This is a genomic window from uncultured Croceicoccus sp. (assembly GCF_947496385.1).
Classification (GTDB): domain Bacteria; phylum Pseudomonadota; class Alphaproteobacteria; order Sphingomonadales; family Sphingomonadaceae; genus Croceicoccus.
In genome coordinates this window covers 152,265-179,127 of record NZ_CANMCP010000005.1, presented here as the reverse complement: position 1 = coordinate 179,127, position 26,863 = coordinate 152,265, and the positions used below count along the sequence as shown (strand labels likewise).

General features: G+C 66.6%; 26 protein-coding genes and 1 tRNA gene. 11 read left to right on the top strand and 16 right to left on the bottom strand.

What is annotated here, in order from left to right; translation table 11 throughout:
- Positions 1-5 precede the first annotated feature (5 nt).
- Complete coding sequence (locus Q0897_RS10205) at positions 6-1,121, bottom strand: zinc-binding dehydrogenase (protein ID WP_299309295.1); 1,116 nt, start codon at positions 1,119-1,121, stop codon at positions 6-8.
- 158 nt (positions 1,122-1,279) lie between these two features.
- Between Q0897_RS10205 and Q0897_RS10200 the strand changes: the two genes are divergently transcribed.
- Complete coding sequence (locus Q0897_RS10200; protein WP_299309293.1) at positions 1,280-2,683, top strand: MATE family efflux transporter; 1,404 nt, start codon at positions 1,280-1,282, stop codon at positions 2,681-2,683.
- On the opposite strand, the gene truA is transcribed toward Q0897_RS10200, so the two are convergent.
- The gene (truA, locus tag Q0897_RS10195; protein WP_299309291.1) at positions 2,668-3,414 is read right to left on the bottom strand and encodes a tRNA pseudouridine(38-40) synthase TruA; all 747 of its coding nucleotides are present in this window, start codon (positions 3,412-3,414) and stop codon (positions 2,668-2,670) included. The two genes, Q0897_RS10200 and truA, sit on opposite strands and share 16 nt — an antisense overlap.
- Positions 3,411-4,316: a methionyl-tRNA formyltransferase gene (gene fmt / locus Q0897_RS10190; protein WP_299309289.1), complete on the bottom strand. Its 906-nt coding sequence runs from the start codon at positions 4,314-4,316 to the stop codon at positions 3,411-3,413. Before fmt ends, truA begins: the two co-directional genes overlap by 4 nt.
- A gap of 44 nt (positions 4,317-4,360) precedes the next feature.
- Here fmt and recR point away from each other — a divergent pair, with 44 nt between their 5' ends.
- The gene (gene recR, locus Q0897_RS10185; RefSeq protein WP_299309288.1) at positions 4,361-4,969 is read left to right on the top strand and encodes a recombination mediator RecR; all 609 of its coding nucleotides are present in this window, start codon (positions 4,361-4,363) and stop codon (positions 4,967-4,969) included.
- A gap of 56 nt (positions 4,970-5,025) precedes the next feature.
- A complete protein-coding gene (locus Q0897_RS10180; RefSeq protein ID WP_202086063.1) occupies positions 5,026-5,592 on the top strand; it encodes a peptide deformylase in 567 nt (188 codons plus the stop codon).
- A gap of 56 nt (positions 5,593-5,648) precedes the next feature.
- Here the strand turns inward: Q0897_RS10180 and Q0897_RS10175 are convergent, their stop codons facing one another.
- Complete coding sequence (locus Q0897_RS10175) at positions 5,649-6,050, bottom strand: four-helix bundle copper-binding protein (protein ID WP_202086061.1); 402 nt, start codon at positions 6,048-6,050, stop codon at positions 5,649-5,651.
- A gap of 124 nt (positions 6,051-6,174) precedes the next feature.
- Here Q0897_RS10175 and rmuC point away from each other — a divergent pair, with 124 nt between their 5' ends.
- Positions 6,175-7,755: a DNA recombination protein RmuC gene (gene rmuC / locus Q0897_RS10170; RefSeq protein ID WP_299309285.1), complete on the top strand. Its 1,581-nt coding sequence runs from the start codon at positions 6,175-6,177 to the stop codon at positions 7,753-7,755.
- 10 nt (positions 7,756-7,765) lie between these two features.
- On the opposite strand, the gene Q0897_RS10165 is transcribed toward rmuC, so the two are convergent.
- From Q0897_RS10165 to Q0897_RS10135, 7 genes are all read right to left on the bottom strand, one after another.
- Positions 7,766-8,563 (bottom strand): RNA methyltransferase, encoded by a 798-nt coding sequence (locus Q0897_RS10165; RefSeq protein ID WP_299309371.1) that lies wholly within the window; start codon positions 8,561-8,563, stop codon positions 7,766-7,768.
- A gap of 20 nt (positions 8,564-8,583) precedes the next feature.
- Positions 8,584-8,874: an HPr family phosphocarrier protein gene (locus tag Q0897_RS10160; protein WP_299309284.1), complete on the bottom strand. Its 291-nt coding sequence runs from the start codon at positions 8,872-8,874 to the stop codon at positions 8,584-8,586.
- Positions 8,871-9,275 (bottom strand): PTS sugar transporter subunit IIA, encoded by a 405-nt coding sequence (locus tag Q0897_RS10155; protein WP_202086057.1) that lies wholly within the window; start codon positions 9,273-9,275, stop codon positions 8,871-8,873. The genes Q0897_RS10160 and Q0897_RS10155 overlap by 4 nt, the downstream gene beginning before the upstream one ends.
- Before the next feature lie 76 nt (positions 9,276-9,351).
- A complete protein-coding gene (rapZ, locus tag Q0897_RS10150; protein WP_299309283.1) occupies positions 9,352-10,287 on the bottom strand; it encodes an RNase adapter RapZ in 936 nt (311 codons plus the stop codon).
- Positions 10,288-10,368: 81 nt separating this feature from the next.
- A complete protein-coding gene (locus tag Q0897_RS10145) occupies positions 10,369-10,800 on the bottom strand; it encodes a serine kinase (RefSeq protein ID WP_299309282.1) in 432 nt (143 codons plus the stop codon).
- Complete coding sequence (locus tag Q0897_RS10140; RefSeq protein ID WP_299309281.1) at positions 10,797-12,419, bottom strand: ATP-binding protein; 1,623 nt, start codon at positions 12,417-12,419, stop codon at positions 10,797-10,799. The genes Q0897_RS10145 and Q0897_RS10140 overlap by 4 nt, the downstream gene beginning before the upstream one ends.
- Positions 12,406-13,116: a response regulator transcription factor gene (locus Q0897_RS10135; protein ID WP_299309280.1), complete on the bottom strand. Its 711-nt coding sequence runs from the start codon at positions 13,114-13,116 to the stop codon at positions 12,406-12,408. Before Q0897_RS10135 ends, Q0897_RS10140 begins: the two co-directional genes overlap by 14 nt.
- A gap of 380 nt (positions 13,117-13,496) precedes the next feature.
- Between Q0897_RS10135 and Q0897_RS10130 the strand changes: the two genes are divergently transcribed.
- Positions 13,497-15,080, top strand: coding sequence for a phosphoenolpyruvate carboxykinase (locus Q0897_RS10130; protein ID WP_299309279.1), 1,584 nt, complete (start codon positions 13,497-13,499; stop codon positions 15,078-15,080).
- Between the two features lie 77 nt (positions 15,081-15,157).
- Here the strand turns inward: Q0897_RS10130 and Q0897_RS10125 are convergent, their stop codons facing one another.
- Positions 15,158-15,589: a DUF3597 domain-containing protein gene (locus Q0897_RS10125; protein WP_299309278.1), complete on the bottom strand. Its 432-nt coding sequence runs from the start codon at positions 15,587-15,589 to the stop codon at positions 15,158-15,160.
- Positions 15,590-15,719: 130 nt separating this feature from the next.
- On the opposite strand from Q0897_RS10125, the gene Q0897_RS10120 reads away from it, so the two are divergent.
- From Q0897_RS10120 to Q0897_RS10110, 3 genes are all read left to right on the top strand, one after another.
- Entirely contained in the window at positions 15,720-15,917 is a 198-nt protein-coding gene (locus tag Q0897_RS10120; protein WP_299309277.1) for a hypothetical protein, read from the top strand.
- Between the two features lie 120 nt (positions 15,918-16,037).
- Positions 16,038-17,522: a SulP family inorganic anion transporter gene (locus tag Q0897_RS10115; protein WP_299309275.1), complete on the top strand. Its 1,485-nt coding sequence runs from the start codon at positions 16,038-16,040 to the stop codon at positions 17,520-17,522.
- Positions 17,522-18,406, top strand: a complete 885-nt coding sequence (locus Q0897_RS10110) for a universal stress protein (protein ID WP_299309274.1) — start codon at positions 17,522-17,524, stop codon at positions 18,404-18,406. Before Q0897_RS10115 ends, Q0897_RS10110 begins: the two co-directional genes overlap by 1 nt.
- Positions 18,407-18,418: 12 nt before the next feature.
- Here the strand turns inward: Q0897_RS10110 and Q0897_RS10105 are convergent, their stop codons facing one another.
- Together Q0897_RS10105 and Q0897_RS10100 are read right to left on the bottom strand one after the other, a co-directional pair.
- Positions 18,419-19,654, bottom strand: coding sequence for a dihydroorotase (locus Q0897_RS10105; protein WP_299309273.1), 1,236 nt, complete (start codon positions 19,652-19,654; stop codon positions 18,419-18,421).
- Positions 19,651-20,715 (bottom strand): aspartate carbamoyltransferase catalytic subunit, encoded by a 1,065-nt coding sequence (locus Q0897_RS10100; RefSeq protein WP_299309271.1) that lies wholly within the window; start codon positions 20,713-20,715, stop codon positions 19,651-19,653. The genes Q0897_RS10105 and Q0897_RS10100 overlap by 4 nt, the downstream gene beginning before the upstream one ends.
- Positions 20,716-20,852: 137 nt before the next feature.
- Between Q0897_RS10100 and sppA the strand changes: the two genes are divergently transcribed.
- A complete protein-coding gene (sppA, locus tag Q0897_RS10095) occupies positions 20,853-22,742 on the top strand; it encodes a signal peptide peptidase SppA (protein WP_299309270.1) in 1,890 nt (629 codons plus the stop codon).
- A gap of 18 nt (positions 22,743-22,760) precedes the next feature.
- Here the strand turns inward: sppA and Q0897_RS10090 are convergent, their stop codons facing one another.
- Entirely contained in the window at positions 22,761-22,943 is a 183-nt protein-coding gene (locus Q0897_RS10090) for a hypothetical protein (protein WP_299309268.1), read from the bottom strand.
- Positions 22,944-23,102: 159 nt separating this feature from the next.
- Here Q0897_RS10090 and Q0897_RS10085 point away from each other — a divergent pair.
- A tRNA-Leu gene (locus Q0897_RS10085) sits at positions 23,103-23,187 on the top strand.
- Positions 23,188-23,254: 67 nt separating this feature from the next.
- On the top strand, positions 23,255-24,847 hold the full coding sequence (gene tig, locus Q0897_RS10080) for a trigger factor (protein WP_299309266.1): 1,593 nt from the start codon (positions 23,255-23,257) through the stop codon (positions 24,845-24,847).
- A gap of 438 nt (positions 24,848-25,285) precedes the next feature.
- On the opposite strand, the gene Q0897_RS10075 is transcribed toward tig, so the two are convergent.
- Positions 25,286-26,809 carry an amidase gene (locus tag Q0897_RS10075; protein WP_299309264.1) on the bottom strand — a complete coding sequence of 508 codons (1,524 nt, stop codon included), beginning with the start codon at positions 26,807-26,809 and terminating at the stop codon, positions 25,286-25,288.
- Positions 26,810-26,863: the final 54 nt, after the last annotated feature.

Below are 26,863 nucleotides of genomic sequence, written 5' to 3'. Positions count from 1 at the left end.
GCCGCTTACCCGTTCGGCGTGACGAGGAATTTCTCGCCCGTCTTCTTCGCATTGTAGGACAGCGCGTTTTCACGGCGCAGCATGGCGGACAGATCGCCGCGCGCGGAATACTGGCTCGCGAACATGCCGGTGAGATTGTCCCGCACGCGGCCGCGCATCCGCTCCACCGTGTCGCGCCCGGCCTGCGTCAAAAACGGCATCAGCAGCCATCCCGAAACCGTCCAGACAAAGCCGAAGCTGCGCGTCAGTTCGATGGCGGACAGGTCCAGCGCGCCATAGACATGCACCCGCTTCATCGTGCTGCTGCCATAACGGCTGTATTCGTCGTTCGCGGAGGCGACCTGTTCCATTGCGGTCAGGATGGTGGAGGCCATGCGCCCCCCGCCGATCGCGTCGAAGGCGGTCATCGCGCCCGTTTCGGCGATCGCGTCCTTCAGCCGGGCGAAGAAATCGTCGTCGCTGCTGTTCACGACATGCTTTGCGCCAATGTCGCGCAGGAGCTTTACCTGTTCGTCCGACCGCACGATATTGACGAGCGGAATGTCATCCTCGGCACAGATCTTCACGAGCATCTGGCCCAGGTTGGACGCAGCCGCGGTGTGGACGATACCCTTGCCGCCCTCTGCACGCAGGGTTTCGGTAAAGCCGAGCGCCGTCATCGGATTGACGTAGGACGCAGCGCCCAGCTCCGCCGGGACGTCATCGGGGAGCGTCATGCATTCGCGCGCCTCCACGACGCGGTGCGTCGCATACATGCCGCCCGCTGCGCAGGCGACGCGCCGGTCCATCAGCCCCTGTGCCGCCGCGTCATCGCCGGCGGCCACGACGCGGCCGGCGCCTTCGATCCCGACGGGCATGGCCTCCCCGACGCGGCCCTGCATCGCGCGCAGGGCGGGGGCGGGCATTTGCGCGGTGATCGTGCCGTCGCCGAACTCGGCATTTTCAAGATCGGCGGACCCGAACAGAAGGCCGAGATCGGAGGGATTGACCGGCGCGGCTTCCACCTCGATCAGAACCTGCGAGCCGGTCGGTTCGGGCAGGCTTTCCTCCGCGATGCCGACGGTCAGCGTGCCGTCCGCGTCGAGTTTCGAATAGATATGCCGTGCTGTGGTCGCGGTCATGCGGTTGGCTCCTTCGTGTTTTTCATCTTTGGGTATGGTCATGGCCGCTCCCGCCCCGTTTGGCCAGAGCATGACGCGAACATGCGCGCCGGACCGCCCCGCGCACAAGATGGCGGGAAGGGCATACAAGCGCCGTGATCCGCGTTAAGGGCCTTCGCATGTCCGATACAGCCGACGAAACCGCATCCTCAGAACCGCGCCGCGCGCAAAAGGCACGACTGGTCACGGGGTCGATCCCGCGCCTCATGGTCACGCAGACCGCGCCGCTCATCGTCGGGGTCGCGGCGATCATGTCGGTCGGCATCATCGATGCGTATTTCATCGGGCAGCTCGGCGCCGATGCGCTGGCGGCGGTGGCGTTCATCTTTCCCGTCACGACCGCGCTGTCCAGCCTCGGCGTCGGGGTGATGGCGGGGATCAGCTCGGTCGTGAGCCGCGCCCTGGGCAAGGGGAACATGGATCATGCGCGCGGGCTGGCCGCGATGGGGATCGGCGTTGCGGCGGGGCTGGGCCTCGTGCTGGCGGCGGCGCTGTTCATCTGGCGCTTGCCGTTGTTCGAACTGATGCAGGCGCAGGATACGCTGCTCCCGCTCATCGATGCGTATATGCGGCCCTATGCAATGTTCTATCCGCTGCAGCTCTTGATGATGGGCGCCAACGGGGCGCTGCGCGGGCAGGGGCTGGCGCGGCATTCGATGGCGATATTGATCACCTTTGCGGTGGTGAACTGGCTGCTCGATCCCGTGCTCATCAATGGCGCGTTCGGCATGGCGGGCTTTGGCATCGCCGGCGCCGCCTATGCGAGCATCGGCGGGTTTGCGAGCGCAATGGCGATGGGGCTCGTCCTGCTCGCGCGCAGTCGGGTCGGATTGTCGGTTTCCGCATTGCGCCATGCGGGCCTGGGCGATGCGCTGGCGCTGGCGCGGGTGACGGGGCCGGCGGCCTTTTCTAATTCGATCAATCCCATCGGCCTGTCCGTGCTGACCGGTTTTCTCGCTGCGGAGGGGCAGGCCGCCGTTGCCGGGTTCGGCGCGGCGGGGCGGCTGCAAAGCTTTGCCGTGGTGCCGCTGCTCGGCCTTTCGGGGGCGATCGGCGCCATCGTGGGACAGAACTGGGGCGCGGGGTGCCATGGGCGGGTGCGCCATGCCGCGATGCTGGCGGCGGGGTTCTGTGTCGCCTATGGCACGGCGGTGGGGCTGGCGCTGTTTCTCGCGCGCGGTGCGCTGGCGCGGCTGTTCACCGACGATCCGGCGGTGATCGCCGCGCTCACCGATTATGTCGAGATCGGGGTGTGGGGTTACGGCGGCTATGGCCTGCTCATCGCGTCGAACGGGGCGTTGAACGCGGTGGACCATGCCGGGCTTGCCTTGCTGCAATCGCTCCTGCGCGTGCTCGCGATCATGGTGCCGGTGGCGTGGATATTGCAGAGCGCGTGGGGCGCGGATGCGGTCTATACCGCCGAGCTTGCGGCCAATGTCGTGGGCGGGGCGATTGCCGCGGGGGCGGCATATTGGGTGCTGGTGCGGAAGAGGCGCGGCGCGGCGGGTCAATCCGGGTCGTAGGTCGCGTCCACGAAATAGAGCCCCTGCGGCGGGGCATTCATCGCCAGCCGCTGCCGGTCGCGCGCGGCGAGCGCGTCGGCCAGATCGCCCTTGGTCCAACGGCCCATGCCCACGCGCACGAGGCACCCCACCATCGAGCGCACCTGATGATGCAGGAAGCTGCGCGCGGCGGCGTGGACGTGGATTTCGCCGGCCACCCGCTCCACATCGAGGCGGTCGAGCGTGCGCATCGGGCTCTTCGCCTGACACGCGGTGGAGCGAAACGTGGTGAAATCGTGATGCCCGATCAGCACCTGACCCGCGTCGTGCATCGCTTCTGCATCGAGCGGGATGCCCATCTGCCACGCCCGGCCGAGATCCAGCGTCAGCGGCGCGCGCCGGTTGGCAATGCGATAGAGATAGCGCCGCCCGGTGCACGAAAAGCGGGCATGCCATTCATCGGGTACGACGACGCAATCGGTCACGGCGACAGGCGCCGGGCGCAATTTCGCGTTCAGCCCGTCGCGAAGGTGATCCGCCCCGCGCGGATGGTCCACGTCGATATGCGCGCGCATGGCGATGGCGTGCACGCCCGCATCGGTGCGGCCCGCGGCATGCATCGCGGCATGCTGATGCGTGATGGCGTGCACCGCCTCCTCCACCGCCTGCTGCACCGAGGGGCCGTGTTTCTGCCGTTGCAGGCCCATGAACGGGCCGCCGTCGAATTCCAGCGTCAGGGCAAAGCGCGTCACCGGATCTCGGTCCCCGCCGCAATGGGATGGCCGCGCAGCATGTCGGCGGTCGGCATTGCCGGCTTGCCCGCCCGCTGCACCATGGTGGGCCGCAGCGCGCCATAGCCGCACGCAATGGTCAGCATATCGTCGAGCACGGTCGCCGCCGGCCCCTCGCGCCCGATGACCTCGGCCTCCAGCACGCGAAACCGCTCGCCTTCCCATTCGAAGAACGCTCCGGGACGCGGGGCGAAGGCGCGCACCTGCCGGCCGAGCTGCTCCGCGCTCTGCGTGAAGTCGAGCCGCGCCTCCGCCTTGTCGATCTTGGCCGCATGCGTCACGCCGAGGCTCGGCTGCGCCTCCTGTCGGACATGGGGAAGGCTCGCCAGCACATCGACCATCGCCTCCGCGCCCATCCGGGCGATTTCCTCGGTCAACTCGCTCGCGGTCTTGCGCTCGATCCGCGTGCGGCGTTTCTCGATCATCGGGCCGGTATCCAGCCCCTTTTCCATCTGCATGATGGTGACGCCGGTCGTCTGGTCGCCGGCGAGGATCGCGCGCTGTATCGGCGCCGCCCCGCGCCAGCGCGGCAGGATCGAGCCATGGACGTTGAGGCAGCCGTATTTCGGCGCCTCCAGCACCGGCACCGGCAGCAACAGGCCATAGGCCGCGACCACCGCTACATCGGCATCGAGCGCTGCGAAAGCGGCGCGTTCCTCCTCGCCGCGGAGCGAGGCGGGCGTATGGACGGGAATGCCATGCGCCTCGGCCACCTGCTGCACCGGGGAGGCTTGCAGCTTCTTGCCCCGTCCCGCGCGGCGTGGCGGCTGCGAATAGGCGGCGATCACCTCGTGCCCGGCCGCGATCACCGCCTCCAGCGTGGGAACGGCGAATTGCGGGGTGCCCATGAATATGACGCGCATGTTGTGTCTTCCTATCACCGGGCGCAGTCCCTATCTGCCCCCACATGGCATCGCAAGAGATCGAGGCACTGGCCGGCGCGCTCGCCCGGCTGCCGGGGCTGGGCCCGCGTTCGGCGCGGCGGGCGGTTCTGTGGCTGGTGAAACGGCGCGAAACCGCACTCGTCGATTTGCTGAACAGCCTTGACACGGTGCGCGAAACGCTCGTCGAATGCACGGTGTGCGGGAATGTCGATACGCGCAACCCTTGCGGTATCTGCGCCGATCCGCGCCGCGATGCGTCCAGCATCTGCGTCGTGGAGGATGTGGCCGATCTTTGGGCGCTGGACCGCGCGCGGCTGTTTCCGGGGCGCTATCACGTGCTGGGCGGGCGGTTGTCGGCGCTCGACGGGGTGCGGCCGGAGGATCTGTCGATCGGCGCGCTGCTCGACCGCGTCGATGGAGAAGGCGTGGACGGCGTGCGGGTGGATGAGGTCGTGCTCGCCATGAATGCCACGCTCGAGGGGCAGACGACCGCGCATTACATTGCCGAGCGGCTGGAGGGGCGGCCCGTGCGCGTGACGCAGCTCGCCCATGGCCTGCCGGTGGGCGGCGAGCTCGACTATCTCGACGAAGGAACGCTGGCGCAGGCGTTGCGGGCGCGCAAGCCACTTTGATCCCTTTCGCGGCGGCGCGTCTTGCCGGATGGGCCGGGGCGCCCTAAATGGCACCTATGGCTATCCGAGAAATCATCGAAGTTCCCGATCCGCTGCTCAAGCAGGTGTCCACCCCCGTCGAACAGTTCGACGATGAATTGCGCACATTGGTCGAGGACATGTTCGAAACCATGTATGCCGCCCCCGGCATCGGCCTTGCCGCCGTGCAGGTCGGCGTGCCGAAACGCGTGCTCGTCATCGATCTTCAGGAACCGGACGAGGATGCGCCGGCGGAGGATTGCGGCGATCACGGATGCGGCCACGATCATCGCCCGGTGAAGAAGAACCCGCGCGTGTTCATCAACCCCGAAATCCTCGACCCGTCGGAGGAGTTGCAGACCTATTCCGAAGGCTGCCTCTCGCTCCCCGACATCTATGCCGAGGTGGATCGCCCTTCGCACATCCGCGCCCGGTGGCAGGATCTCGACGGTACGGTCCACGAGGAGGAGATGGACGGGCTGATGGCGATCTGCCTGCAGCACGAGATGGACCATCTCGAAGGGATCGTGTTCATCGATCACCTGTCGCGGCTGAAACGGCAGATGGCTTTGAAAAAGCTTAAGAAGATGCGCATGGCGGCCTGATCGCCGCGCGTCGGTGAAACGGGGAAGGCCGGGGCATGTGACCCCGGCCTTTTTTGTTATGCGGCTTCCTTGCGCAGGTCGTCGAGCGCGGCCTTGCAATCGCGTGCGCATTCGCGGCACATCTCGGCACAGCGGCGGCAATGCGCATCGTCATGGCTCTCGCACTGCTCCGCGCAGGTTTCGCAGGCTTTGATGCACAGGGCGAGCATGTCGCGGATGATGGCACGGTTTTCGTCGGTCCGGCGGCTGGCGACGCGGTAGGTCGCGGTGCAGATGTCGCTGCAATCGCTGCACAGGCGGATGCAGCGCGCCATGTCGCCTTCTTCCGCCACGCATGCATCGGCGCAGCTGTTGCAGATCGCCGCGCAATACAGCGCATGTTTCACCGCGAGGCCGAGGCTGTCATTGTAATCGTCCCCGACGGCGGGGTGTTCGGAAATCATCTTCTGAATCGACATGGGTACGTTCTCCTTTGATAAAGGAGCGAAATGCCGGGGAATAAGTTCCGGGAGAGGGGAATAAGTTCCGGGAGAGCGGCGGCGGGGGCTTGCCGCGTGCCCCGTTCATAGTATGTTCCGGCGCATGGAACCCATTGCAATCCTGATCGTTATCCTTGGCCTGCTGGCGGGGCTGGCCGCCGGCTATTTTCTCGGGTCGCGACCCGTTGCCGAATGGCGCAGCCGCCATGGCGAGGCGGAGACGAAGCTGCGCGAGACCGAGGACGCCTATCGCAAGGCGATTTCGGAACTCGCCACGATGAGCGATCGCGCAGACCGCGCCGCCGACCTGGAACGCCGGCTGGGCGAGAGCGAGCAGGCGTTGAGCGGCGCGCGCGCCGAGCTTGCCGGGGTCCGGTCGGAGCATGGCGAACGGTCCCGCGCGCTCCATGACCTGCGCGGCGAGTTGCAGGGCTTGCGCGAAAAGCTGGAAGAGCAGGCGCGCGCGCGCAATGCCGCGGAAAACGCGCTGGCCCGCCATGAAAGTGAGGCAAGCGAACGCGAAAAGGCATTGGAACAGCGGTTCGCCGACCGGGAGGAGAATTTTGCCCGCGAGATGAAGCGTCTCGTCGAGGCCGAGGACAAGTTGCAGGCCAAGTTCAACGAGATCGGCGAAAAGATGCTGACCGGGGTGCAGGGGCGGTTTTTCGAAAAGGCGAAGACCGACCTCGACGCCCTGAACAAGGAAAGCCTCGCCGCGCTGGAAAAGAAAGTGGCGCCGGTGGGCGAGACGCTGGAACGCTATCGCAAGCGGGTCGAGGAGATCGAAAAGAACAATGCGTCGGGCTTCGACCAGCTCAAGGGTGTGATCGGCGAGATGCGCGCCGGGCAGGAGCGCGTGCTCGAAGGGGCGAATCGCATCACCACCACGCTGCGCGGCGCGACCAAGGCCCGCGGCGACTGGGGCGAACTCCAGCTCGAAAACCTGCTCGAAAGCTGCGGCCTTCATGACAAGGCGGATTTCAATTTTCAGGTCAGCGTGGCGGGCGATACGGGGCAATTGCGCCCTGATGCGGTGATCAACATTCCGGGCGGGCGGCGGCTCGTCGTCGATGTGAAGAATGTCTTCAACACCTACGCCCGCGCGAACGAGGCGGAGAGCGAGGAGGAACGGCTGGAACTGCTCAAGGCGCATGCCCGCGAATTGCGCACCCATATCGACGAGCTTTCGGCCAAGCGGTACCAGGATCACGTCGCCGGTTCGGCCGATTTCGTGGTGATGTTCGTGCCGGGCGAACATGTGCTCTATTCCGCGCTGACACAGGACAATCATCTTTTGAACTACGCGCTACAGCGCAAGATCGTGCTGTCGTCGCCGCTCAATTTCATGTCGATCGCGCTGACCGTGGCGACCGTCTGGCGGCAGGCGGGCGAGCAGGCCGACGCGAACGAGATCGCGAAGCTCGGCAAGGAGCTCTACGAACGGCTCGCCGTCGTGGCGCGCCACCTGTCGAGCCTGCGCAAGGGGCTGCAATCCACGAATCAGCATTTCGATGCGCTGGTCGGCTCCTTCGACACCAATCTGCGCAAGACCGGCGAACGGTTCGAGGAATTGTCGATCGACACCTCGGCCAAGGAGCTGCTCGACGCGCCGCCGATCAATTCGATCCCCCGACGGCTGAACAATTTCGCCGACAGCGACGAAGCCGTCCCGACCGAAAGCTGAACCCGCAGGGTCAGTCGCGCAGCGTCGCCAGCACCTCGTAGGCCAGCACCGCGCCCGCAATCGCGGCATTGAGGCTGTCGGCGCGGCCCAGCATCGGCATCGTGACGCGCAGGTCGCATTCCGCCTCGTACGCCTGCGGCAGGCCTTGCGATTCGTTGCCGACCATGACGAAGCACGGCGCGGCATAGGGGGCGCCGCGATAATCGTGCGGATCGCGCAGGGATGCGGCGACAAGTTGTCCCGTCCCGCCGCGCAGCCACGGCACGAATTCGTTCCAGCGCGCCATCGCCAGCGGGACGGTGAAAATGGCGCCCATGCTGGCGCGCACCGCCTCCACCGAAAACGGATCCGCGCAATCGTCGATCAGGATAAGCCCGCCCGCGCCGACCGCATCCGCCGTGCGCAACATCGTGCCCAGATTGCCCGGATCGCGCATCGCCTGCGCCACGAGGAAAAGCGGCGCACGCGTCCGGTCGATATGGTCGAGCGCCGTGTCGAATTCGGCGAACACGCCGCACACGGCCTGCGGATTGTCCTTGCCCGTGATCTTGGACAAGGCCGCTTCGGACAATGCGATGACATCGCCGCCTGCCGCCTCGACATCATGGATCAGCGTCGCGAGTAACGGATGCGGCTCGCGTCCCTCCGCCATGGCGAGCGTTTCGGGCAGGTGTCTCATCTCGCGCGCGTCGGTGAGCAGGCGCAGCCCTTCGGCGAGGAAACGCGCCTCGCGCCGCCGGTGTTTCTTGTCACGCAGGGCGCGCAGATATTTGACGGTGGGATTGGACAGGCCGGTGATCTGACGCATGGCGATGAGGCGCGTCGCGCTCAATCCTCTCCGAACCGGTCGTCGACGAGCGTGCAGAGCGCGTCGAGCGCATCGTCCGCCCGTTCGCCGCGCGTGCGGATCTCGATCTCGTCACCGCGCGCGGCACCCAGCATCATCAGGCCGAGAATCGATCCGCCCGCCGCCTCGTTCCCGTCCTTGGCGACACGGACCTGCGTGTCGGGGGCGTATTGCTGCACCATCTCGACGAATTTCGCGCTGGCCCGCGCGTGGAGGCCGCGCTGATTGGCGATGGTGACGCGGCGGGACAGGGTCTCGGCGTCGCCCGTCATACGTCCTGACCCAGAAATTCGGAGGCGATGGTGATGTAATTGCGTCCGGCCTCGCGCGCGGCGCCGACCGCGTCGCCCACGCCCATCTGCTTGCGCGCACCGGCCAGCCGGATCAGCATCGGCAGGTTGATCCCGGCGATCACCTCGACCTCGCCCGCGCGCAGCAGCGAGATCGCGAGATTCGACGGCGTTCCGCCGAACAGATCGGTCAGGATGATGACGCCGCGCCCGCTGTCGACCGCGGCGATGGCGTTGCGGATCTCGTCGCGGCGCATCTCCATGTCGTCGTTCGGGCCGATGCAGATGGGCACGATATCCGCCTGCGGGCCGACGACATGCTCCATCGCGGCGACGAATTCGCGGGCCAGCTCGCCATGAGTCACAAGAATGAGGCCGATCATGTCATTCCTTCGTAGCACCGCATGGGTATGCACGCACCATCCTTAACAATTCTCGACCCGGACATATTGGTGCGCATCAGCTTTTCGCGGCGCCTTCGACCAGATCGTTGGCGCCTGAGTCAAGGTTGCGGTGCAGCAAAACCGGTGCATAGCCTGCGCGGGTGAGCGCGGTATTGAGCATTTCGGCCGAAAATACCGAGCGATGCCGCCCGCCGGTGCAGCCAAAGGCGATATTGACGTAGCTTTTTCCCTGCGCCTCGTATCGGGGGAGCAGCGAGAGGACGAGATCGCGAATGCGGGTGAAGGCATCGTCCCACGCTGGATCGCGCGCGATATGGTCGGCCACCGCCGGGTCGCGCCCCGTAAGCGGGCGCAGCGCATCGACCCAGTGCGGATTGTCGAGAAAGCGCATGTCGAACACCAGATCGGCAATCGGCGGCATGCCGCGCGAAAAGCCGAAGCTGCTGATCGTGACGGTCATGGATTGCGGCGCGCTGGGCGCGAACAATTCGCGCAAGGTCTGTTGCAGATCCTGTGTCGAGAATGCGGTGGTCGTCACGACGACATCGGCCCATCGTGCCAGCGGGGCGAGCAATTCGCGCTCTGCCGCGATCCCGGCGGCGAGCGGGCGATCGCTGGCGAGCGGGTGGCGGCGCCGCGTCTCGTTATAGCGGCGCTCCAGCTCGTTCGAGCTGCAATCGAGGAACAGGCTCGTCACCTCGACCGATTTTTTCTCGGCCAGCGCGCGCGCGTCGCCGATGATCGCGAGCGGGTCGAAACCGCGCGTGCGGGCGTCAAATCCGATGGCGAGCGGCGGCGGCGGGCCGTCCTCGCTCGCATGGCCGAGCCCGCGCTCCGTCTCCATCAAAATGGGCAGCATGCGGATCGGAAAATTGTCGACCGGCTCCCAGCCCAGATCCTCCAGCGCACGCAGCGCGGTCGTCTTGCCCGCGCCAAGCATGCCGGTGACCATCAGCAATCGGGTCGGGTTTTCGGGCGAATCGCTGGTCATGTCGGACGAGCTATGGCTTCGCACAAGCAGCATGCAAGGATTTGTCGCAAATCCGTCCGATAAAGGGGCGCTTTTCGCCTCTCATCCCAAGCCGTGAAGGGTCAGCGCGGCCTCCGCGCGGAGTGGCAGCGCAGGCGTATCCGCGAACAGGGTGAGGGCAGGGATGTCGCACCCGCCACGCACGACCCGTGCCGCCGCTTCGACATAGCGGGGCGCATCGCCGGCGAGGATCAGCACGAGCGCGACCGGCGCGGATACCACCGGCATCGTCACGATTCCGACATTGCGGATCTCGAACAGGCCGCGCGTGGCGGGATGGGGCGCGGCCCATAAACGCCCCTCGCGCACATCGAGCATCACCCCATCGTCCCCGATGAGCGCGGCCCCCCGGTCGATCAGCGCATGGGCGAGCGCGCTTTTCCCGGTGCCCGGCGCGCCCTCGATCATGATGGCGCGCCCCGCGATGGCGACCACGCTCGCCTGATGCGCGAGGCCGTGTCGCTGCGCACTCATTCGGGGTTCAGCGCGGGCAGGACGATGGCCATCACCGCGCCGCTCTCGCCATCGTCGCGCCCCTGCACCTGTAGGGTCCCGTCATGTCCGCGCACGATGGACCGCGCGATGGCAAGGCCGAGCCCGCTGTGCTTGCCGAAATGTTCCTCGCCCGGACGGTCGGAGTGGAAGCGTTCGAAAATGCGCTCGCGGTTTTCGGGCGCGACGCCGGGGCCGTCGTCCGTGACGGTCATTTCCACCATGTCGGCGCGTTCGGCGAAACGGATGACGACGCGGCCTTCGGGCGGGGAGAAGCTCGCCGCGTTGTCGACGAGATTTTCGACCACCCGTTCCAGCCGGGCGGGATCGCCCATGACCATCGTGGCGCTGGTCGGTGCGCTTTCCACCTCGAAGCTGAGATGCCGTTCCTCGCCGATGCGCGAGGCTGCGGTGCGCCCGCCCAGCACCCCTTCGGCGAGGGCGAACAGGTCGACCGGCACGAATGTCGCGCGGCTCAATTCCGCGTCGACGCGGCTCGCATCCGCGATTTCGGTGATCAGCCGGTCGATGCGCCGCACGTCCTGATGCGCGAGGTCGAGCAATTGCGCGCGCAGGTCCGGATCGTCGATATTGTCCATCGTCTCCAGCGCGGATCGCAGCGAGGCGAGCGGATTTTTCAGCTCGTGGCTGACATCGGCGGCAAAGGCCTCGCCCGCGTCGATCCTTTCGCGCAGCGCGCTCGTCATGTCGGACAGCGCGCGGGCCAGCATGCCGATCTCGTCCCCGCGTTCGGGCAGGCGGGGCACGACCACCTCCCGGTCGCGGCCAAGTCTCACCCGCGCCGCCGCCCGCGCCAGCATGCGCAATGGCTGCACGATGGTCCGCGCGAGGAACAGCGACAACTGCACCGATGCGAGAATGGACAGCGCGAGCAACACGAGCAGCGTCTGCCGCGCGGCGCGCACGGATTGCGTGATGTCGGACGCATTGCGCACCGAAAGCAGCGTTTCGCCCTGCGGCCCATAGGGCGCGGCGGCGGTGATCACCGGCGTGCGGTCGGGCGCATAGCGCAGCATCACCGTCCCGGACCCGGCCTGCTCCGCGACGAAGATCTCGGGAAATTCGGGCTTCGTCGCGGGGTTGTTCATGTCGGGCCGGTCGGCGGCGGGGTAATAGGGCGGTACCGGCGGTGCCCCGACGAGGAAATCGACCGTGCGGTCCATCCATTGCGCGACGCGGGCCGAAAACGCCTCGTCGCTGTCCTCGGCAAAGGTAAAGCTGGGCTCGCCCACGACGAAGCTGTCGGTCTGTAGCCGGCCGAGGGCGCCGAAGGTGCGCAGGCGCAGCTCCTGCTCCGCGCCGATCCGGGCGAGCAGGGCGGCATGCTCGCTCGACGGCGCCTCGGCGAGCGCGTTGCCGATGATCTCGACTTCAGAGCGTGCGAGCTTGAACCGCTCGGCAATGAGCTGCTTGCGATAGGTGTCGAGAAAGAACAGCCCGCCCGCCAGCAACGCCACGATCAGCACGTTCACCGCGAGGATACGCGTGGTGAGGGAAAAGCGCCGGGTCCAGAACAGGCGGTCGGGAATATCCTCCGCCGGGCGGGCGGCGAGATCTTCGGTGGTCTCAGTCGCCGGCAAAGCTGTAGCCTGCGCCGTAAAGCGTGGTGATGCCGTTGAAATCGCCATCGACCTGCCGGAACTTGCGGCGCAGACGCTTGATATGGCTGTCGATGGTGCGATCGTCGACGAAGACGTCGTCCTTGTACGCCGCATCCATCAGCTGATCGCGGGTCTTCACCACGCCGGGCCGCTGCGCCAGCGCCTCCAGGATGAGGAATTCCGTGACGGTGAGCGACACCGGCGCCCCGTCCCATGTCACCCGGTGCCGTTCGGGTTCGAGTACGAGCCGCCCGCGCTCCATCGTTTCGGCCGCGGTTTCGCCCGCCTCCCCGGCGACACGCGCGCGGACGAGTTCCTCGCGCCGGAGCAGGGCACGGATGCGCGCGATGAGCAGCGCCTGCGAGAACGGTTTCGCGATATAATCGTCCGCGCCGATCGACAGGCCGAGCGCCTCGTCCTCCTCGCCCGTCTTCGACGTGAGGAAGATCACCGGCAGGGACGAACGCTCGCGCAGCTGGCGCAGCAGTTCCAGCCCGTCCATGCGCGGCATCTTGATGTCGCACACGGCAAGGTCGGGCGGATTGTCGAGCAGCGCCTCCAGCGCGGCGGACCCGTCGGGATAGACGCGCGTGTCGAACCCCTCGGCCTTCAATGCGATCGACAGGCCGGTCAATATATTACGGTCGTCATCGACCAGGGCAATCGTCTGCGTCATTGCGGTGCGGCTTTCGGTTATGCGGTTCGCGGGCGGGCTGCAACCCTCTCGCACGTCCATGCAATATGGCCCCGGCATGGCCAAGTGCCAATGGTCCGAATTTCGGCGCGGTCGCCGCATTCTCCCGGTGGGCCGAGACAGGCCAAATCCGGCTCATTTATCGCATAAATCGGCGTCATTCACCCTGTGTCGCGTGACGTTTGACGGACCGCGCCCCCGCGGCTATGCGCTAGGCGAATCCAGTCGGGGGTCGCGTTTCGCAAGGGGCAGTTCCATCGCTCTGCAGGCCGGGTGGGTTCGCGGCCTAGTTCATTTGCCGCCGTGCAATTTGCCCTCCTGCCGCGTGGTGCGGTTTGCCGAACGAGGGCCCCGTCAGGAGAATGCCCGTGTCGCTGAGCACCCCTTTGAAATTCGAGACGTCCGCCACAATCCATGGCAATCTCGGTACCGACGATCTCGTCGAACACGCGCTGAAGAACGATGAGGGCAAGCTGGCCGCCAGCGGTCCGCTCGTCGTGGAAACCGGCAAGCACACCGGCCGTTCGGCCAAGGACAAGTTCATCGTCCGCGATGCCACGACCGAGGACACGATCTGGTGGGGTAAGACCAACGTGCCCATGACGCCCGACCATTTCGCCGCGCTCAAGGCCGATTTCCTCGAGGCGCTCGCGGGCAAGGACACGCTCTATGTCGCCGACCTGTTCGGCGGGTCGCAGCCCGAACACCGCGTCAACGTGCGCGTCGTGAACGAGTTGGCCTGGCACAATCTGTTCATCCGCACCCTGCTGGTCCGCCCGACGGAAGGCGAGCTTGACGGGTTCGATCCCGAATACACCATCATCGACCTGCCCAGTTTTCGCGCCGATCCCGAACGCCACGGCACGCGCAGCGAAACCGTCGTCGCCGTGAACCTCACCGAAAAGCTCATCCTGATCGGCGGGACCAAATATGCGGGCGAGATGAAGAAGAGCGTGTTCGGCATCCTCAACTATCTCCTCCCGCCCAAGGGCGTGATGCCGATGCATTGTTCGGCCAATATCGGGCCCGACGGGGAAACGGCGGTGTTCTTCGGCCTGTCCGGCACGGGCAAGACGACACTGTCCGCCGACGCCAGCCGCACGTTGATCGGCGATGACGAACATGGCTGGTCCGACACGGCGGTCTTCAATTTCGAGGGCGGCTGCTATGCCAAGATGATCCGCCTGTCCGAAGAGGCCGAGCCCGAAATCTTCGCCACGACGAAGATGCACGGCACCGTGCTCGAAAACGTGGTGATGGACGAAAACGGCAATCTCGATTTCGACGACAACTCGCTCGCGGAAAATACGCGCGGTGCCTATCCGCTGGAATCGATCCCCAACACCTCGGACGAGAACATGGGGCCGGTGCCGTCGAACGTCATCATGCTGACCGCCGATGCGTTTGGCGTGCTGCCCCCGATTTCGCGGCTCACCCCGGATCAGGCGATGTATCATTTCCTCTCGGGCTATACCGCGAAGGTGGCCGGGACCGAGATCGGCGTGACCGAGCCGGAAGCGACGTTCTCCACCTGTTTCGGCGCGCCGTTTATGCCGCGCCATCCCTCGGTCTACGGCAATCTTCTCAAGGAACGCATCGCGAAGGGCGGCGTGTCGTGTTGGCTCGTCAACACCGGCTGGACCGGCGGCAAGTATGGCACCGGAAGCCGCATGCCGATCAAGGCGACGCGCGCCCTGCTCAATGCCGCGCTCGACGGTTCGCTCAACGATGCGGAATTCCGCAAGGATCCGAATTTCGGATTCGAGGTGCCCGTCGCGGTGAACGGCGTCGACAGCGCCATTCTCGACCCGCGTTCGACCTGGGACGACAAGGAGGAATACGACCGCACTGCACAAAAGCTGGTGCAGCTGTTCGTCGACAATTTCGCCGAGTTCGAGGCGCATGTCGATGAAGGCGTCCGCAAGGCCGCGCCCAGCGTCGCGTAATTCCCGCATTCCGCCATGCGAAACGCCCCCGGCCGCCGATGCGCGTCCGGGGACGTTTTCGTTTCGGGTGTCTGCCCTCAGTCCGTCATCGAGGCCGGCACGCGCCCGCCGTTCTGCGCGATCTGCCGCATGGTCGCCTTGTGCAGCCAGATATTGTCTTCCGCCGAACCCGCATAATCGCTCCGGCCGAGTTCCTGCGCCAGTTCCTTGCGATTGTCATAGCTGCTGTCGACGCCGACGAGCTTCATCAGGTCGACGATCGACGTGCGCCAGTTGAGATTGTCCGCGCCCGGCCGCGCATCGAGGCGGCGCTCGACATCGACCGAATCGATCGAGGCGGCCCGGGCGGGTGCGGGCGCGGGCGTTGGTGCCGGCCGGCCCGCCGATGCCGTTCCCGCGCCGCCCAGCGGCTTGCCGAAGCTTCCCTTGTCCTGTGCCGGCGGTGCGGGCCGGGCTTCCTCTTTCCTGTCGCCCAGGATCGCGTCTTTCAGCTTGCCGAATATGCTCATCGCTGTCTCCTCTCGCGCCGCCGGAGGGGCCGGCGGGCATTACCCGGCCAAAGCGTCCGGATATGGCAAAGCGTTCCCGCAGGCGACCGCGCGATATTGCATCGCCGGGCTCAGCCGTTAGGAAAGGGCGATGACCGACCTCGTGCTGTCCATTCTCGTGCTTGCCGCCGCGGTGTTCGTGTTCGGCGCGTTCGTCGCGTGGCGCCGCGGGGATCGCAACCGCGCCGGATTGATGACGATCCTCGCCTTCGCGCTCATGGTCAATGTCGCGATCTGGACCGTTCCGACCGATAATGGGGCAACCCTCATCGATACGCCCGCCGACTGACCCCCTCGCACTTGCAGCATCGGGCCTGCATCGCTACGCGTGATCCATGGGCCGGGGCAACATTGGTGACCCACCCGGCCATTTGCCCTGTTTTTTCCAAACCGTTTCAAGGGTTCCAGCATGCCTTCGTTCAACGCCATTCGCCGCGAATGGCTGTCCTCTCCGCGCAATGACCTGCTCGCCGGGCTGGTGGTGGCGCTTGCGCTGATACCGGAGGCGATCGGCTTTTCGATCATCGCCGGGGTGGACCCGCGCGTGGGCCTGTATGCGAGTTTCACCATCGCGGTGATCATCGCGTTTACCGGCGGGCGGCCGGGCATGATTTCGGCGGCGACGGCGGCGGTGGCGGTTGTGGTGCTGCCGCTGGTGCGCGATTACGGGGTCGGCTACCTCTTCGCGGCGACGATTTTGATGGGCATCATACAGGTGATCGCGGGGCTGCTCCGGCTCGACCTGCTGATGCAATATGTGTCGAAATCGGTGGTGACGGGGTTCGTCAACGCACTCGCGATCCTGATCTTCATCGCGCAATTGCCGCAATTGATCGGGATGGGGTGGGAAACCTATGCGATGGTGGCGGCGGGGCTTGCCATCATCTACCTGTTCCCCCTGCTGACGCGTGCGGTGCCCTCGCCGCTGGTGGCGATCGTGGTGCTCACCGCCTTCGCGATCTATAGCGGGGTCGCGGTCAATTCGGTCGGCGACATGGGGCGCCTTCCCGAAACGCTGCCGTTCCTTGCCTTGCCGGACGTGCCGTTCACGCTGGAAACGCTGCTCATCATCGCGCCCTATGCGGCGACGATGGCGGCGGTGGGCCTCCTGGAATCGATGCTCACGGCGCAGATCGTGGACGAGCTTACCGATACCGGCTCCGATAAAAGGCGCGAGATGCGCGGGCAGGGCATCGCCAATTTCATCACCGGCTTTTTCGGCGGGATGGGCGGCTGCGCGATGATCGGGCAATCGGTGATCAACGTGAAATCGGGCGGGTCGACGCGCCTGTCGACGCTGACGGCCGGCGTGGCGCTGCTGTTCCTCATCCTCGTGCTTGGCCCGCTCGTTGCGCAAATCCCGATGCCCAGCCTCGTCGCGGTGATGATCATGGTATCGATCGGCACGTTCAGCTGGCGGTCCATCCGCGACGTGCGATACAATCCGTGGCAATCAAGCGTGGTCATGCTGGTCACCGTGATCGTCGTGGTATGGACGCACGATCTGGCGCAGGGCGTGCTGGCGGGCGTGATCCTGTCGGGCCTGTTCTTTGCCGGCAAGGTGACCCGCCTGTTCGAGGTGACGAGCGAGTTCGACGAGGACACGCGCCACCGCCGTTATCGCATTGCGGGGCAGGTGTTCTTCGCCAGTTCGGACCGGTTCCTCTCGTCCTTCGATTTCCGCGAGGTGACGGACCGCGTCACGCTCGACGTGTCGGCCGCGCATTTCTGGGACATCACCGGGATCGGCGTGCTCGACAAGGTGGTGCACCGTTTCCGGCGCGAAGGCACCCACGTGGATATTGTCGGGCTGAATGCCGAAAGCGCCCGCATGATCGAAAAATACGGCACGCATGACAAGCCGGACGCCGTCCCCGCCGCAGGAGCGCATTGATGACCGACATGGATACCGCCCACGAGGACGAATGCGTGCTCGCGTGCATCGACAGCTCCCCCTACGCCGCGCCGGTCGTGCGGCTGGCGTCGTGGGCGGCTCGGCGGCTCGATCTCCCGGTGGAGATCCTCCACGTGGTGCAGCGCAAGGACGCGGTGACTCAGCGGCATGATCTGTCGGGGGCGATCGGCCTCGGCGTGAAGGGCGACCTGCTCGAAGAGCTGACCGAGCTGGAGGAGAAATCCGCCCGGCTCGAGGTGGAGCGCGGGCGCGCGCTGCTCAAGGCCGCGCACGACGTCGCGATCGAGGAGGGGGCACCGGCGGTGCGCCTGCTTCACCGGCATGGCGGCATCGTCGAAAACGTGATCGAGCGGGAGGAACATGCCCGCACCGTCATCATCGGCAAGCGCGGCGCGAGCCACGGTTTCGCGCGCGAGCATCTGGGGTCCAAGGTGGAGCGCGTCGTCAGGGCGAGCAGCCGGCCCGTGCTCGTCGCCAACCGGGAGGCCGCGCCGCCGACCTCGCTGATCGTGGCGTTCGATGGCAGCAAGGCCTCCCGCCATGCCGTGAACCGGCTGTGTCAGTCGCCCGTCTATGCCGGCCTGCCGGTGACCATCGTGATCGTCGGCGCGGATGACCGGACGCACCGCGACGTGCTGACGCTGGGCGTGGAACGCCTGCGGGAGCAGTTCGAGGTCACCGCCGTGCACCGGCAGGGCAAGGCGGATCAGGTCATCGCCGAGGTGGTGAAGGATACGCCGGGCGCGATGCTCGTCATGGGCGCCTACGGCCATTCGCCGCTGCGGCAGCTCATCGTCGGGTCGACCACGACGTCGGTCCTGCGCATGGTGCACGCGCCGGTCATGCTCGCCCGAGAGGGGTAAGCCCGCGCTGCCTTAGTGCGAGACGTCCGTCCCGCCCTTGAACAAAGCGATGGCGCGGCCCTGCACCGGTTGCTTGTCGAAGGGCGTATTGCCGGCCTGCGCGGCCATGCGATCGGAATCGACGATCCACGGGCGGTCGGCATCGACGATGGCGATGTCGGCCTCGTATCCCGGCGCGAGCATCCCGGCATCCACGTTCAGGATCCGCGCAGGATTGCGGCACAGCAATTCGCACGCCCGGCCCATGTCGATCACCCCATCGCGGACCAGCGCCAGCGTCAGCGGCAGCAGCGTTTCCGCCCCCGCCATTCCGGGCGCCGCATCGGCGAAGGGGAGGCGCTTGTCCTCCGGCCCGCGCGGATCATGCCCCGATGCGACGACATCGATGGTCCCGTCGGCCAGCGCGGCGCGCACCGCCTGCCGGTCATCCTCGGTGCGGAGCGGCGGCGACAGCCGGGCAAAGGTGCGAAAATCGGCGACCGCAATATCGGACAGCATGAAATGCGCCGGCGTCACGCCGCAGGTCACGCGCATTCCGCGCCGCTTCGCCTCCCGCACGAGGGTCAGTCCGCCCGCCGTCGTCACCTGCCGGAAATGGAGATGCGCGCCGCTCATCTCCGCCAGCGCCAGATCGCGCGCGATGGCGAGCGTTTCGGCCTCGCTCGGCGCGCTGGACAGGCCGAGCCGGGTCGCCATTTCGCCTGCCGTCGCCACCGCGTCGCCGGCAAGGGCGGCATCCTCGGCATGGGCGATCACGGGAAGGTCGAGCATCGCGGCATATTGCAGCACGCGCAGCATCACGCCGCTATCCTGGATCCAGCGGCGGCCGGTCGCGACGGCACGCGCGCCCGCCTCCTTCATCAATGCCATTTCGGCCAGTTCCGTGCCGGCCAGCGCACGGGTCGCGGCGCAGATGGGGTGGACCCACAGGTCCGGTTTTCCATAGCTCGCCGCGAAACGGACGCGGGCCGGGTAATCGAGCGGGGGCGACTGGTCGGGCATGACCGCGGCACGGGTGATGCCGCCGAAATGAAAGGCGGGCTTGTCGATCTCGAACACGCCGAGGTCGACGAGGCCCGGCATGACGATGCGGCCCTTTGCATTGACGATCCGGTCGCCCTCGCACGGTGAAATATCGCCCACCGCGACGATGCGGTCGCCTTCGCACCGGAGGGCGCCGTCGCGCGGCGGGCCATCGCCCGTCAGCAGGCGGCCATTGGCGATATAGAGCGGCTGCGCAGGTTTCATGCCGCGTTCTCCCACCCGGCGACGCCGCGCGCCCGGCGGGTCAGCACGTCGAGACAGGCCATGCGGATCGCCACGCCCATTTCCACCTGCGTCGTGATGGCGGAGCGTTCGACCATGTCGGCGACGTCGCTGTCGATCTCCACCCCGCGGTTCATCGGGCCGGGATGCATGATCAGCGCATGGGGCGCCGCGCGGCGCAACCGTTCGCGGGTCAGGCCGAAGAGATGGCGATATTCGCGCTCTGAGGGGATGAACGGCCCGGCCATGCGTTCCTGTTGCAGGCGAAGCATCATGACCACGTCGACGCCGTCGATCGCCGCGTCGAAATCGGTAAAGGGCGTGACCCGCATCCGCTCCACCGCGTGCGGCATCAACGCGGGCGGCGCGCAGACCCGGATCTCCGCGCCCAGCGCCGAGAGCAGCAACATGTTCGAACGCGCGACCCGGCTGTGCAATATATCGCCGCAGATCGCGACCTTGAGCCCTGCAAACTCTGCCTGTCCCCGCCCGCGCATCCACCCGCGCATGGTCAGCGCATCGAGCAGCGCCTGCGTCGGGTGCTCGTGCCGCCCGTCCCCAGCGTTCAGCACGGGGCACGCCACCTTGTCGGCGATGAGCTGCACCGCGCCGGAGCTGGCATGGCGGATGACGATGGCATCGGCGCGCATGGCGTTGAGCGTGGTCGCCGTGTCGATCAGCGTCTCGCCCTTTTTCACGCTGCTCGTGGCGGCATGCATGTTGACGACATCGGCGCCCAGCCGCTTGCCCGCGATCTCGAACGACAGAAGCGTGCGCGTGCTGTTTTCGAAAAAGGCGTTGATGATGGTCAACCCGGCCAGCGTATCGACATGCTTCTGCCGCTGCCGGTTGAGGGCGACATATTGCTCCGCCTCGTCCAGCAGATAGAGGATCTGCCACGGGGCGAGCGAGGATATGCCGACCAGATCCTTGGGCGGAAACGCCGCGCCGCCGCGGGGATAGCGATGGCCCGATACCGGATGGGGCGCATCCTCGCCGTTGCGGGCGGTGCGGTCTGGATCGGGGGAGGAGGTGTCGCTCATCGCGGGCGGTGCTTAACCGGGCGCGATGGGCCGCGCAAGCGGTGGCGGGCGGCTGTGCGCTTTTCCCATTTGCGGCATCGGATCGCCGCGCCTAGAGACGGTTCCGAACAACCGACACGACAATCAAGGCAATCCGCATGGCATTCGCGCGCAAGGTCTGGAAACTGCTGGTGGCGATAAAGGACGGGCTGGTGCTGTTGCTCCTGCTCCTGTTCTTCGGCCTGCTCTATGCCGCGCTCAGCTACACGCCCACCGTCGCAGCGGTGAAGGAAGGCGCGCTGCTCGTGACGCTCGACGGGGTGGTGGTTGAGGAACCGCAGATCATCGACCCTGTCTCGCTGCTCCTTTCGAACAGCGCGCCGACCCGCGAGCACCGCGCATTGGACGTCGTGCGCGCGATCGAGGGGGCCGCGGATGACGACCGGATCAAGGCGGTCGTGCTCGACCTCGATTATTTCCTCGGCGGCGGGCCGGTCCACATGGAACGCATCGGCGAGGCGATGGACAAGGTGCGCGCCGCCGGCAAGCCGGTGCTCACCCATGCGATCCTCTATGCCGACGATTCGTATCAGCTCGCCGCCCATGCGAGCGAGATCTGGCTCGACCCGCTCGGCGGCGCGTTGGTCGCGGGGCCGGGGGGCACCAATCTCTATTACGCGGACCTGCTCGACCGGCTGAATGTCAATGTCCACGTCTATCGCGTGGGCACGTATAAAAGCGCGGTCGAACCCTATATCCTCAATGAGCAGTCCGAACCCGCGGCGGAGGCGGCTCGCGCGCTCTACGACACGATCTGGACCAATTATCGCGAAGGCGTGACCCGCGCCCGGCCCAAGGCGCAGATCGACGCGGTGGTGCGCGAGCCGGCGGCGCTGATCCGTGCGGCGGGCGGCGATCCGGCGCGCGCGGCGCTGGCGTCCGGCATGGTCGACAGATTGGGCACGCGGGCGGCGTTCGGTGCGCATGTCGCCGAAATGGTCGGGGTCGACGACACCGAAGACGCACCCGGCAGTTTCGCGCATAGCGGGTATCAGACCTGGCTCGACAACAATCCGCTTCCCACGGGCGGGGGCGCCATCGGCGTCATCACCGTGGCGGGCGAGATCGTCGATGGCGACGCCGGACCGGGCTCTGCCGGGGGCACGCGCATTGCCGAGCAGCTCGACGATGCGTTAAACAATGATCTGGCCGCGCTCGTCGTGCGGGTCGATTCGCCGGGCGGGTCGGTGCTGGCGTCCGAGGAAATCCGGCAGGCGATCCTGCGCCACAAGGCACGCGGCATCCCCGTGGTCGTGTCGATGGCTAATGTCGCGGCGAGCGGCGGATACTGGATCTCCACCCCGGCCGATGCGATCTTTGCCGAACCATCCACGATCACCGGCTCCATCGGCGTCTTTGCCGTGCTGCCCAGTTTCGAGCGTACGCTCAGCGAGATCAGCGTCAACGCGGACGGGGTGCAGACCACGCCGCTGTCGGGACAGCCCGACGTTCTGGGCGGGTTCACGCCCGAACTGGAGCAGGTGTTGCAGGCGCAGGTCGAGGGGACGTATTCGCGTTTCCTGTCGCTCGTCGCGAAATCGCGGAACATGCCGCTTGCCCGGCTGGCCCCGATTGCGGAGGGGCGCGTGTGGGCCGGCGGCACCGCGCGCCAGCTCGGCCTCGTGGACAGGTTCGGCGGGCTCGACGATGCGGCCGCTTTCGCCGCGGCGAAGGCCGGGCTCGACGAAGGAGCCTGGCATTACGATTTCCTCGACCCGGAGCCCGATCCCTTTACCGCGATCTTTGCATCGATGGCCGGGCCGGACGAGGACAGCGCCGCAACCGTGCGCCGGGCGGACCTGTTCGCGCATGTCGCGGCAGGGCGCAACGCGATGCTCGCCAACATGCTGCGCGACGGGCAGAGGTTGATGGGCGAGGCGGGGATCGAGGCGCGCTGCCTCGACTGTCCCGCCACCATGCGCGGTGCCGATACCGCGCCGCCGCCGGGCGGATGGTTCGCGGCCCTTCGCGCGTTCTTCGCAGCTTAGTCCGCGACGCGCCGCCTATCAGTCGGGCGGCGGCGGCGTTTCGAGCGGCTGCGTCCCCGGATTGTCGCGGTCGGGCGTGGGCGGGGTGATCTCGTCCGGTTCGCGGAACGGGGTTTCCGACGGATCGGGCGTCGCCGGGGTTTCGGGCGGTGCGGCCGGTTCGATGCGGTCGGGGGCGGGAATGTCGGGTCGTGTAGCCATGGAAACTGAAACGCATGGGCCCGCGGACGCGTTCCGCCGTCCCGTCGCGCGATTGCCCCGGCGCGGCGCATCCAATTGCGCCGTCGCGCTTGCTCTTTGTTCATGGCTTCGATAGAGGCGCACAGCCGAATTTCCTGCCGTAGGGCAGCGAGGTGTGCTGCGGGCGTGGCGGAATTGGTAGACGCGCCAGGTTTAGGTCCTGGTATCGCAAGATGTGGGGGTTCGAGTCCCTTCGCCCGCACCAGGCCCAAGCGCCGCTTCGCACCCGCTGTTTCTCCCGGCTTTACAAGACCTGTTCGAAAGAGAGCACGATGCAGATTAGCGAAACCAAGAACGAGGGCCTGGCCCGCGCATACACCGTCACCATCCCCGCCGACGAGATTTCGGGCCGCGTCGATACCGAGGTGAAACGGATCGCCCCGCAGGTGAAGATGCCCGGTTTCCGCCCCGGCAAGGTGCCCGCCAATCTGGTCCGCAAGATGCATGGCGAGGCGCTCCACGCCGACGCGCTCAACAATGTCGTGCGCGAGAGCGTGGACAAGGTCGTCGCCGAAAACAAGCTGCGCCCCGCGATGCAGCCGAGCGTCTCGCTGGGCGAGGATTACGAGCAGGGCAAGGATGCCGAGGTGACGATCGAGCTCGAGGTCCTGCCCGAGGTCGAGGTTCCCTCGCTCGACGGGCTGAAGCTGGAAAAGCTGGTCGTGCCGGTCGAGGACGCGCAGATGGACGAGGCGCTCGAGCGTATCGCCGGGCAGCAGAAGAGCTTCAAGTCCGCCGCCAAGACCAAGAAGGCCGCCGAGGGCGACCAGGTCATCATCGATTTCGTCGGCAAGCTGGACGGTGAACCCTTCGAAGGCGGCAAGGGCGAGGATCACGGCCTGGAAATCGGGTCGGGTCAGTTCATCCCCGGCTTCGAGGAGCAGCTGATCGGGGCGAAGGCCGGTGAGGAAAAGACCATCACCGTCACCTTCCCGGACGATTACCCGGCCGAGAACCTGAAGGGCAAGGAAACCACCTTCGACGTGACGGTCAAGGAGGTGAAGACCCCGACCGAGACGAAGATCGACGAGGATTTCGCAAAGTCGCTCGGCCTCGAAGGGCTGGACAAGCTCAAGGAACTGCTCCGCGGTCAGCTGCAGCAGGAAACCGACGGCATGACCCGCACGCAGATGAAGCGCGCGCTGCTCGACCAGCTGGCCGAGGGGCATGATTTCGCCGTCCCGCCGAGCATGGTCGACGCCGAGTTTCAGCAGATCTGGGCACAGCTTGAGCAGGAAGCCGCGCGCGAGGACGATCCCGAAGCCGCGATGAAGGAAATCGAGGGCGAGAAGGACGATTACCGCAAGATCGCCGAGCGCCGCGTCCGCCTCGGCCTGCTGCTGTCCGAAATCGGCCAGGCCAATAATGTTGAGGTTAGCGGCCAGGAAATGAACATGCTGATCCAGCAGGCCGCGCAGCAGTACCGCCCCGAGGATCGCCAGCGTTTCATGCAGTATATTCAGCAGGAACCGATGGCCGCTGCGCAGCTTCGCGCCCCGCTCTACGAAGACAAGGTCGTCGATTTCCTCTTCGACAAGGCCGAGGTGACCGAGCGCGAAGTCACGCGCGAGGAATTGCAGGCCGCGATCGAGGCCGAAGACGGTGAAGAGGCGAAGCCCGCCGCCAAGAAGAAGGCCCCGGCCAAGAAGAAGCCCGCCACCAAGAAAGCCGACGATGACGCGGCCGAAGATGGCGATGCCGAAGCTGTGAAGAAGGCCCCGGCCAAGAAGGCCGCGACGAAGAAGGCCCCGGCCAAGAAGGACGCGGATGCCGACGAGGACGCGGAAAAGGCCGCGCCGAAGAAGAAGGCTCCGGCCAAGAAGGCCGCTGCGAAAAAGCCCGCAGCCAAGAAGGACGACGCCTGAATCGGGGCGCCAGTCCCGCTTGCGGATCGAAAGGGGGTTGCCGGATGTCCGGCGACCCCTTTTTCGTTGTCCGGCTGCGTCGGCCTCGCACTGCCCCAATGGGATAGCGGCGTTTTTACCACAGCGGTTCGCGAAAAAATCCGGGCAGGCTTTACGAGCGGCGTTGCGGCGCTATTGGCCGTCGATGAGACTCGCACCGGCGCGTGATCGCCGGGGCGGGCCACAGGACCGCTTCACAATCCTTTTTCCGCTACGGAAATAGGGTCGTATCGAAACGGTGACGGTTGAATTCGCGACCTGAAGAAAAAGGGGCCACATCGCGCATTTGACCGTTGCCGGGCCATGTTCACACGAACCTGGCCGACAAAGGCGCGGCGTTCCGGCGGGAGATCTCTTCCGCCGGGCGCCGCGCCTTTCTATTGCTGCCAGGGGGCGAATCTATTGCTGCCAGGGGGCGAAATCCGGAACCGCCAAGGGCGCGGTGCGCGCCCGTTCATACGCCGCGCCGATGGCGAGCACATCGCGGTCCGCCCATTTTCCGCCCATGAAGGACAGGCCCACGGGAAGCCCTTCGACCGCGCCCATCGGCACGGTCAGGTGCGGCGTGCCGGCGATCGCCGCCAGGCTGCCGGCGCCCACGCCGCCGGGGTAATTGTCGCCGTAAATAAGGTCGCTCGGCCACGCCGGGCCGGTCGTCGGCGCGAGGAGGACACGCACGTCGTGCTGCTCCATCAGGGCATCGATCCCCTCGTCCTTGGCAAGGCGCAGAGAATTCGTACGCGCCTTTTCGTAAGCGGCGGGGTCGTCGGCATCCTGTGCCATTACGAAGATATCCTGATCGAACCATCGCATTTCCGTATCCGCATGGGCGATGTTGAACGCGACCGCATCGTCGAGCGTGCGAATCGGAATATCGGCGGGCGATCCGGCGAGATAGGCGCCCAGATCCTCCCGCAATTCGTACAGCAGGACGGCGAATTCATCCTCGTACATCTTCGGGTCGGGTTCGTATGCAATGGGCACGAGGACGGCGCCCGCCGCCTCGAGATCGGCCTTCGCCTGCTCGAACAATGCGGTGACGCCGGGAATGTCGCCCACCTGATTCGTCAGCACCCCGATCCGCACGCCGCGAAGCGAGGATGCATCCAGCCCGGCGGCTAAATCGGTGCGATGGCTCGCGGCCTCGGCGGTGGCGGGGTCCGCCGGGTCCGGCCCGGCGATCGCGGTGAGCAGCATCGCGGCATCGGCGACGGAACGGGCCATCGGGCCCGCGGTATCCTGCGAATGGCTGATCGGGATGACATGGGTGCGGCTGACCATGCCGACGGTGGGCTTGAACCCGACGACGCCGTTCACGCTTGCCGGGCAGGTGATCGACCCGTCGGTCTCGGTGCCGATCGCCGCCCATGCGAGGCCCGCCGCCACCGCCGCCCCGCTGCCCGAGGACGAGCCGCAGCTGTTGCGGTCGGTCGCGTGCGGGTTCCGGGTCAGGCCGCCGATCGCGCTCCACCCGCTGGTCGAATGCGTGCTGCGGATATTGGCCCATTCGGACAGGTTGGTCTTGCCCAGCACGAGCCCGCCCGCCGCGCGCAGATTGGCGATGAGCGGGGCATCGCGGCCGGTCGCGTTGCTGCGCAGTGCCTCGCTCCCCGCGGTGGTGGGCCATTCGCGCGTCTCGATATTGTCCTTCACCAGCACGGTGCGCCCGGCGAGCGGCGTGCCGCGCAGGGCATCCGCCTTCGCCGCCGCGCCGCGGTCGTGGGCGATGACCGCATTGAGCATCGGCCCCGCATCGTCGAGCCGCGCGATCCGGTCGACATAATGGCGCGCCGCCGCCGCGCCGCCGCCGTCGGGCGCGGCGCCGTGGTGCATGGCGGGTGGCGCGTCCGCCGTCATCGGGGCGGCGCATGCGGACAGGAGGGCGAGAGGGGCGGCGAGCCCGGCAAGGGTGAGCGTTTTCATCGCCTGCATTGATCCACGTCGGTGGCGCATCCGTCAATCGCCGGCTATGCGGGA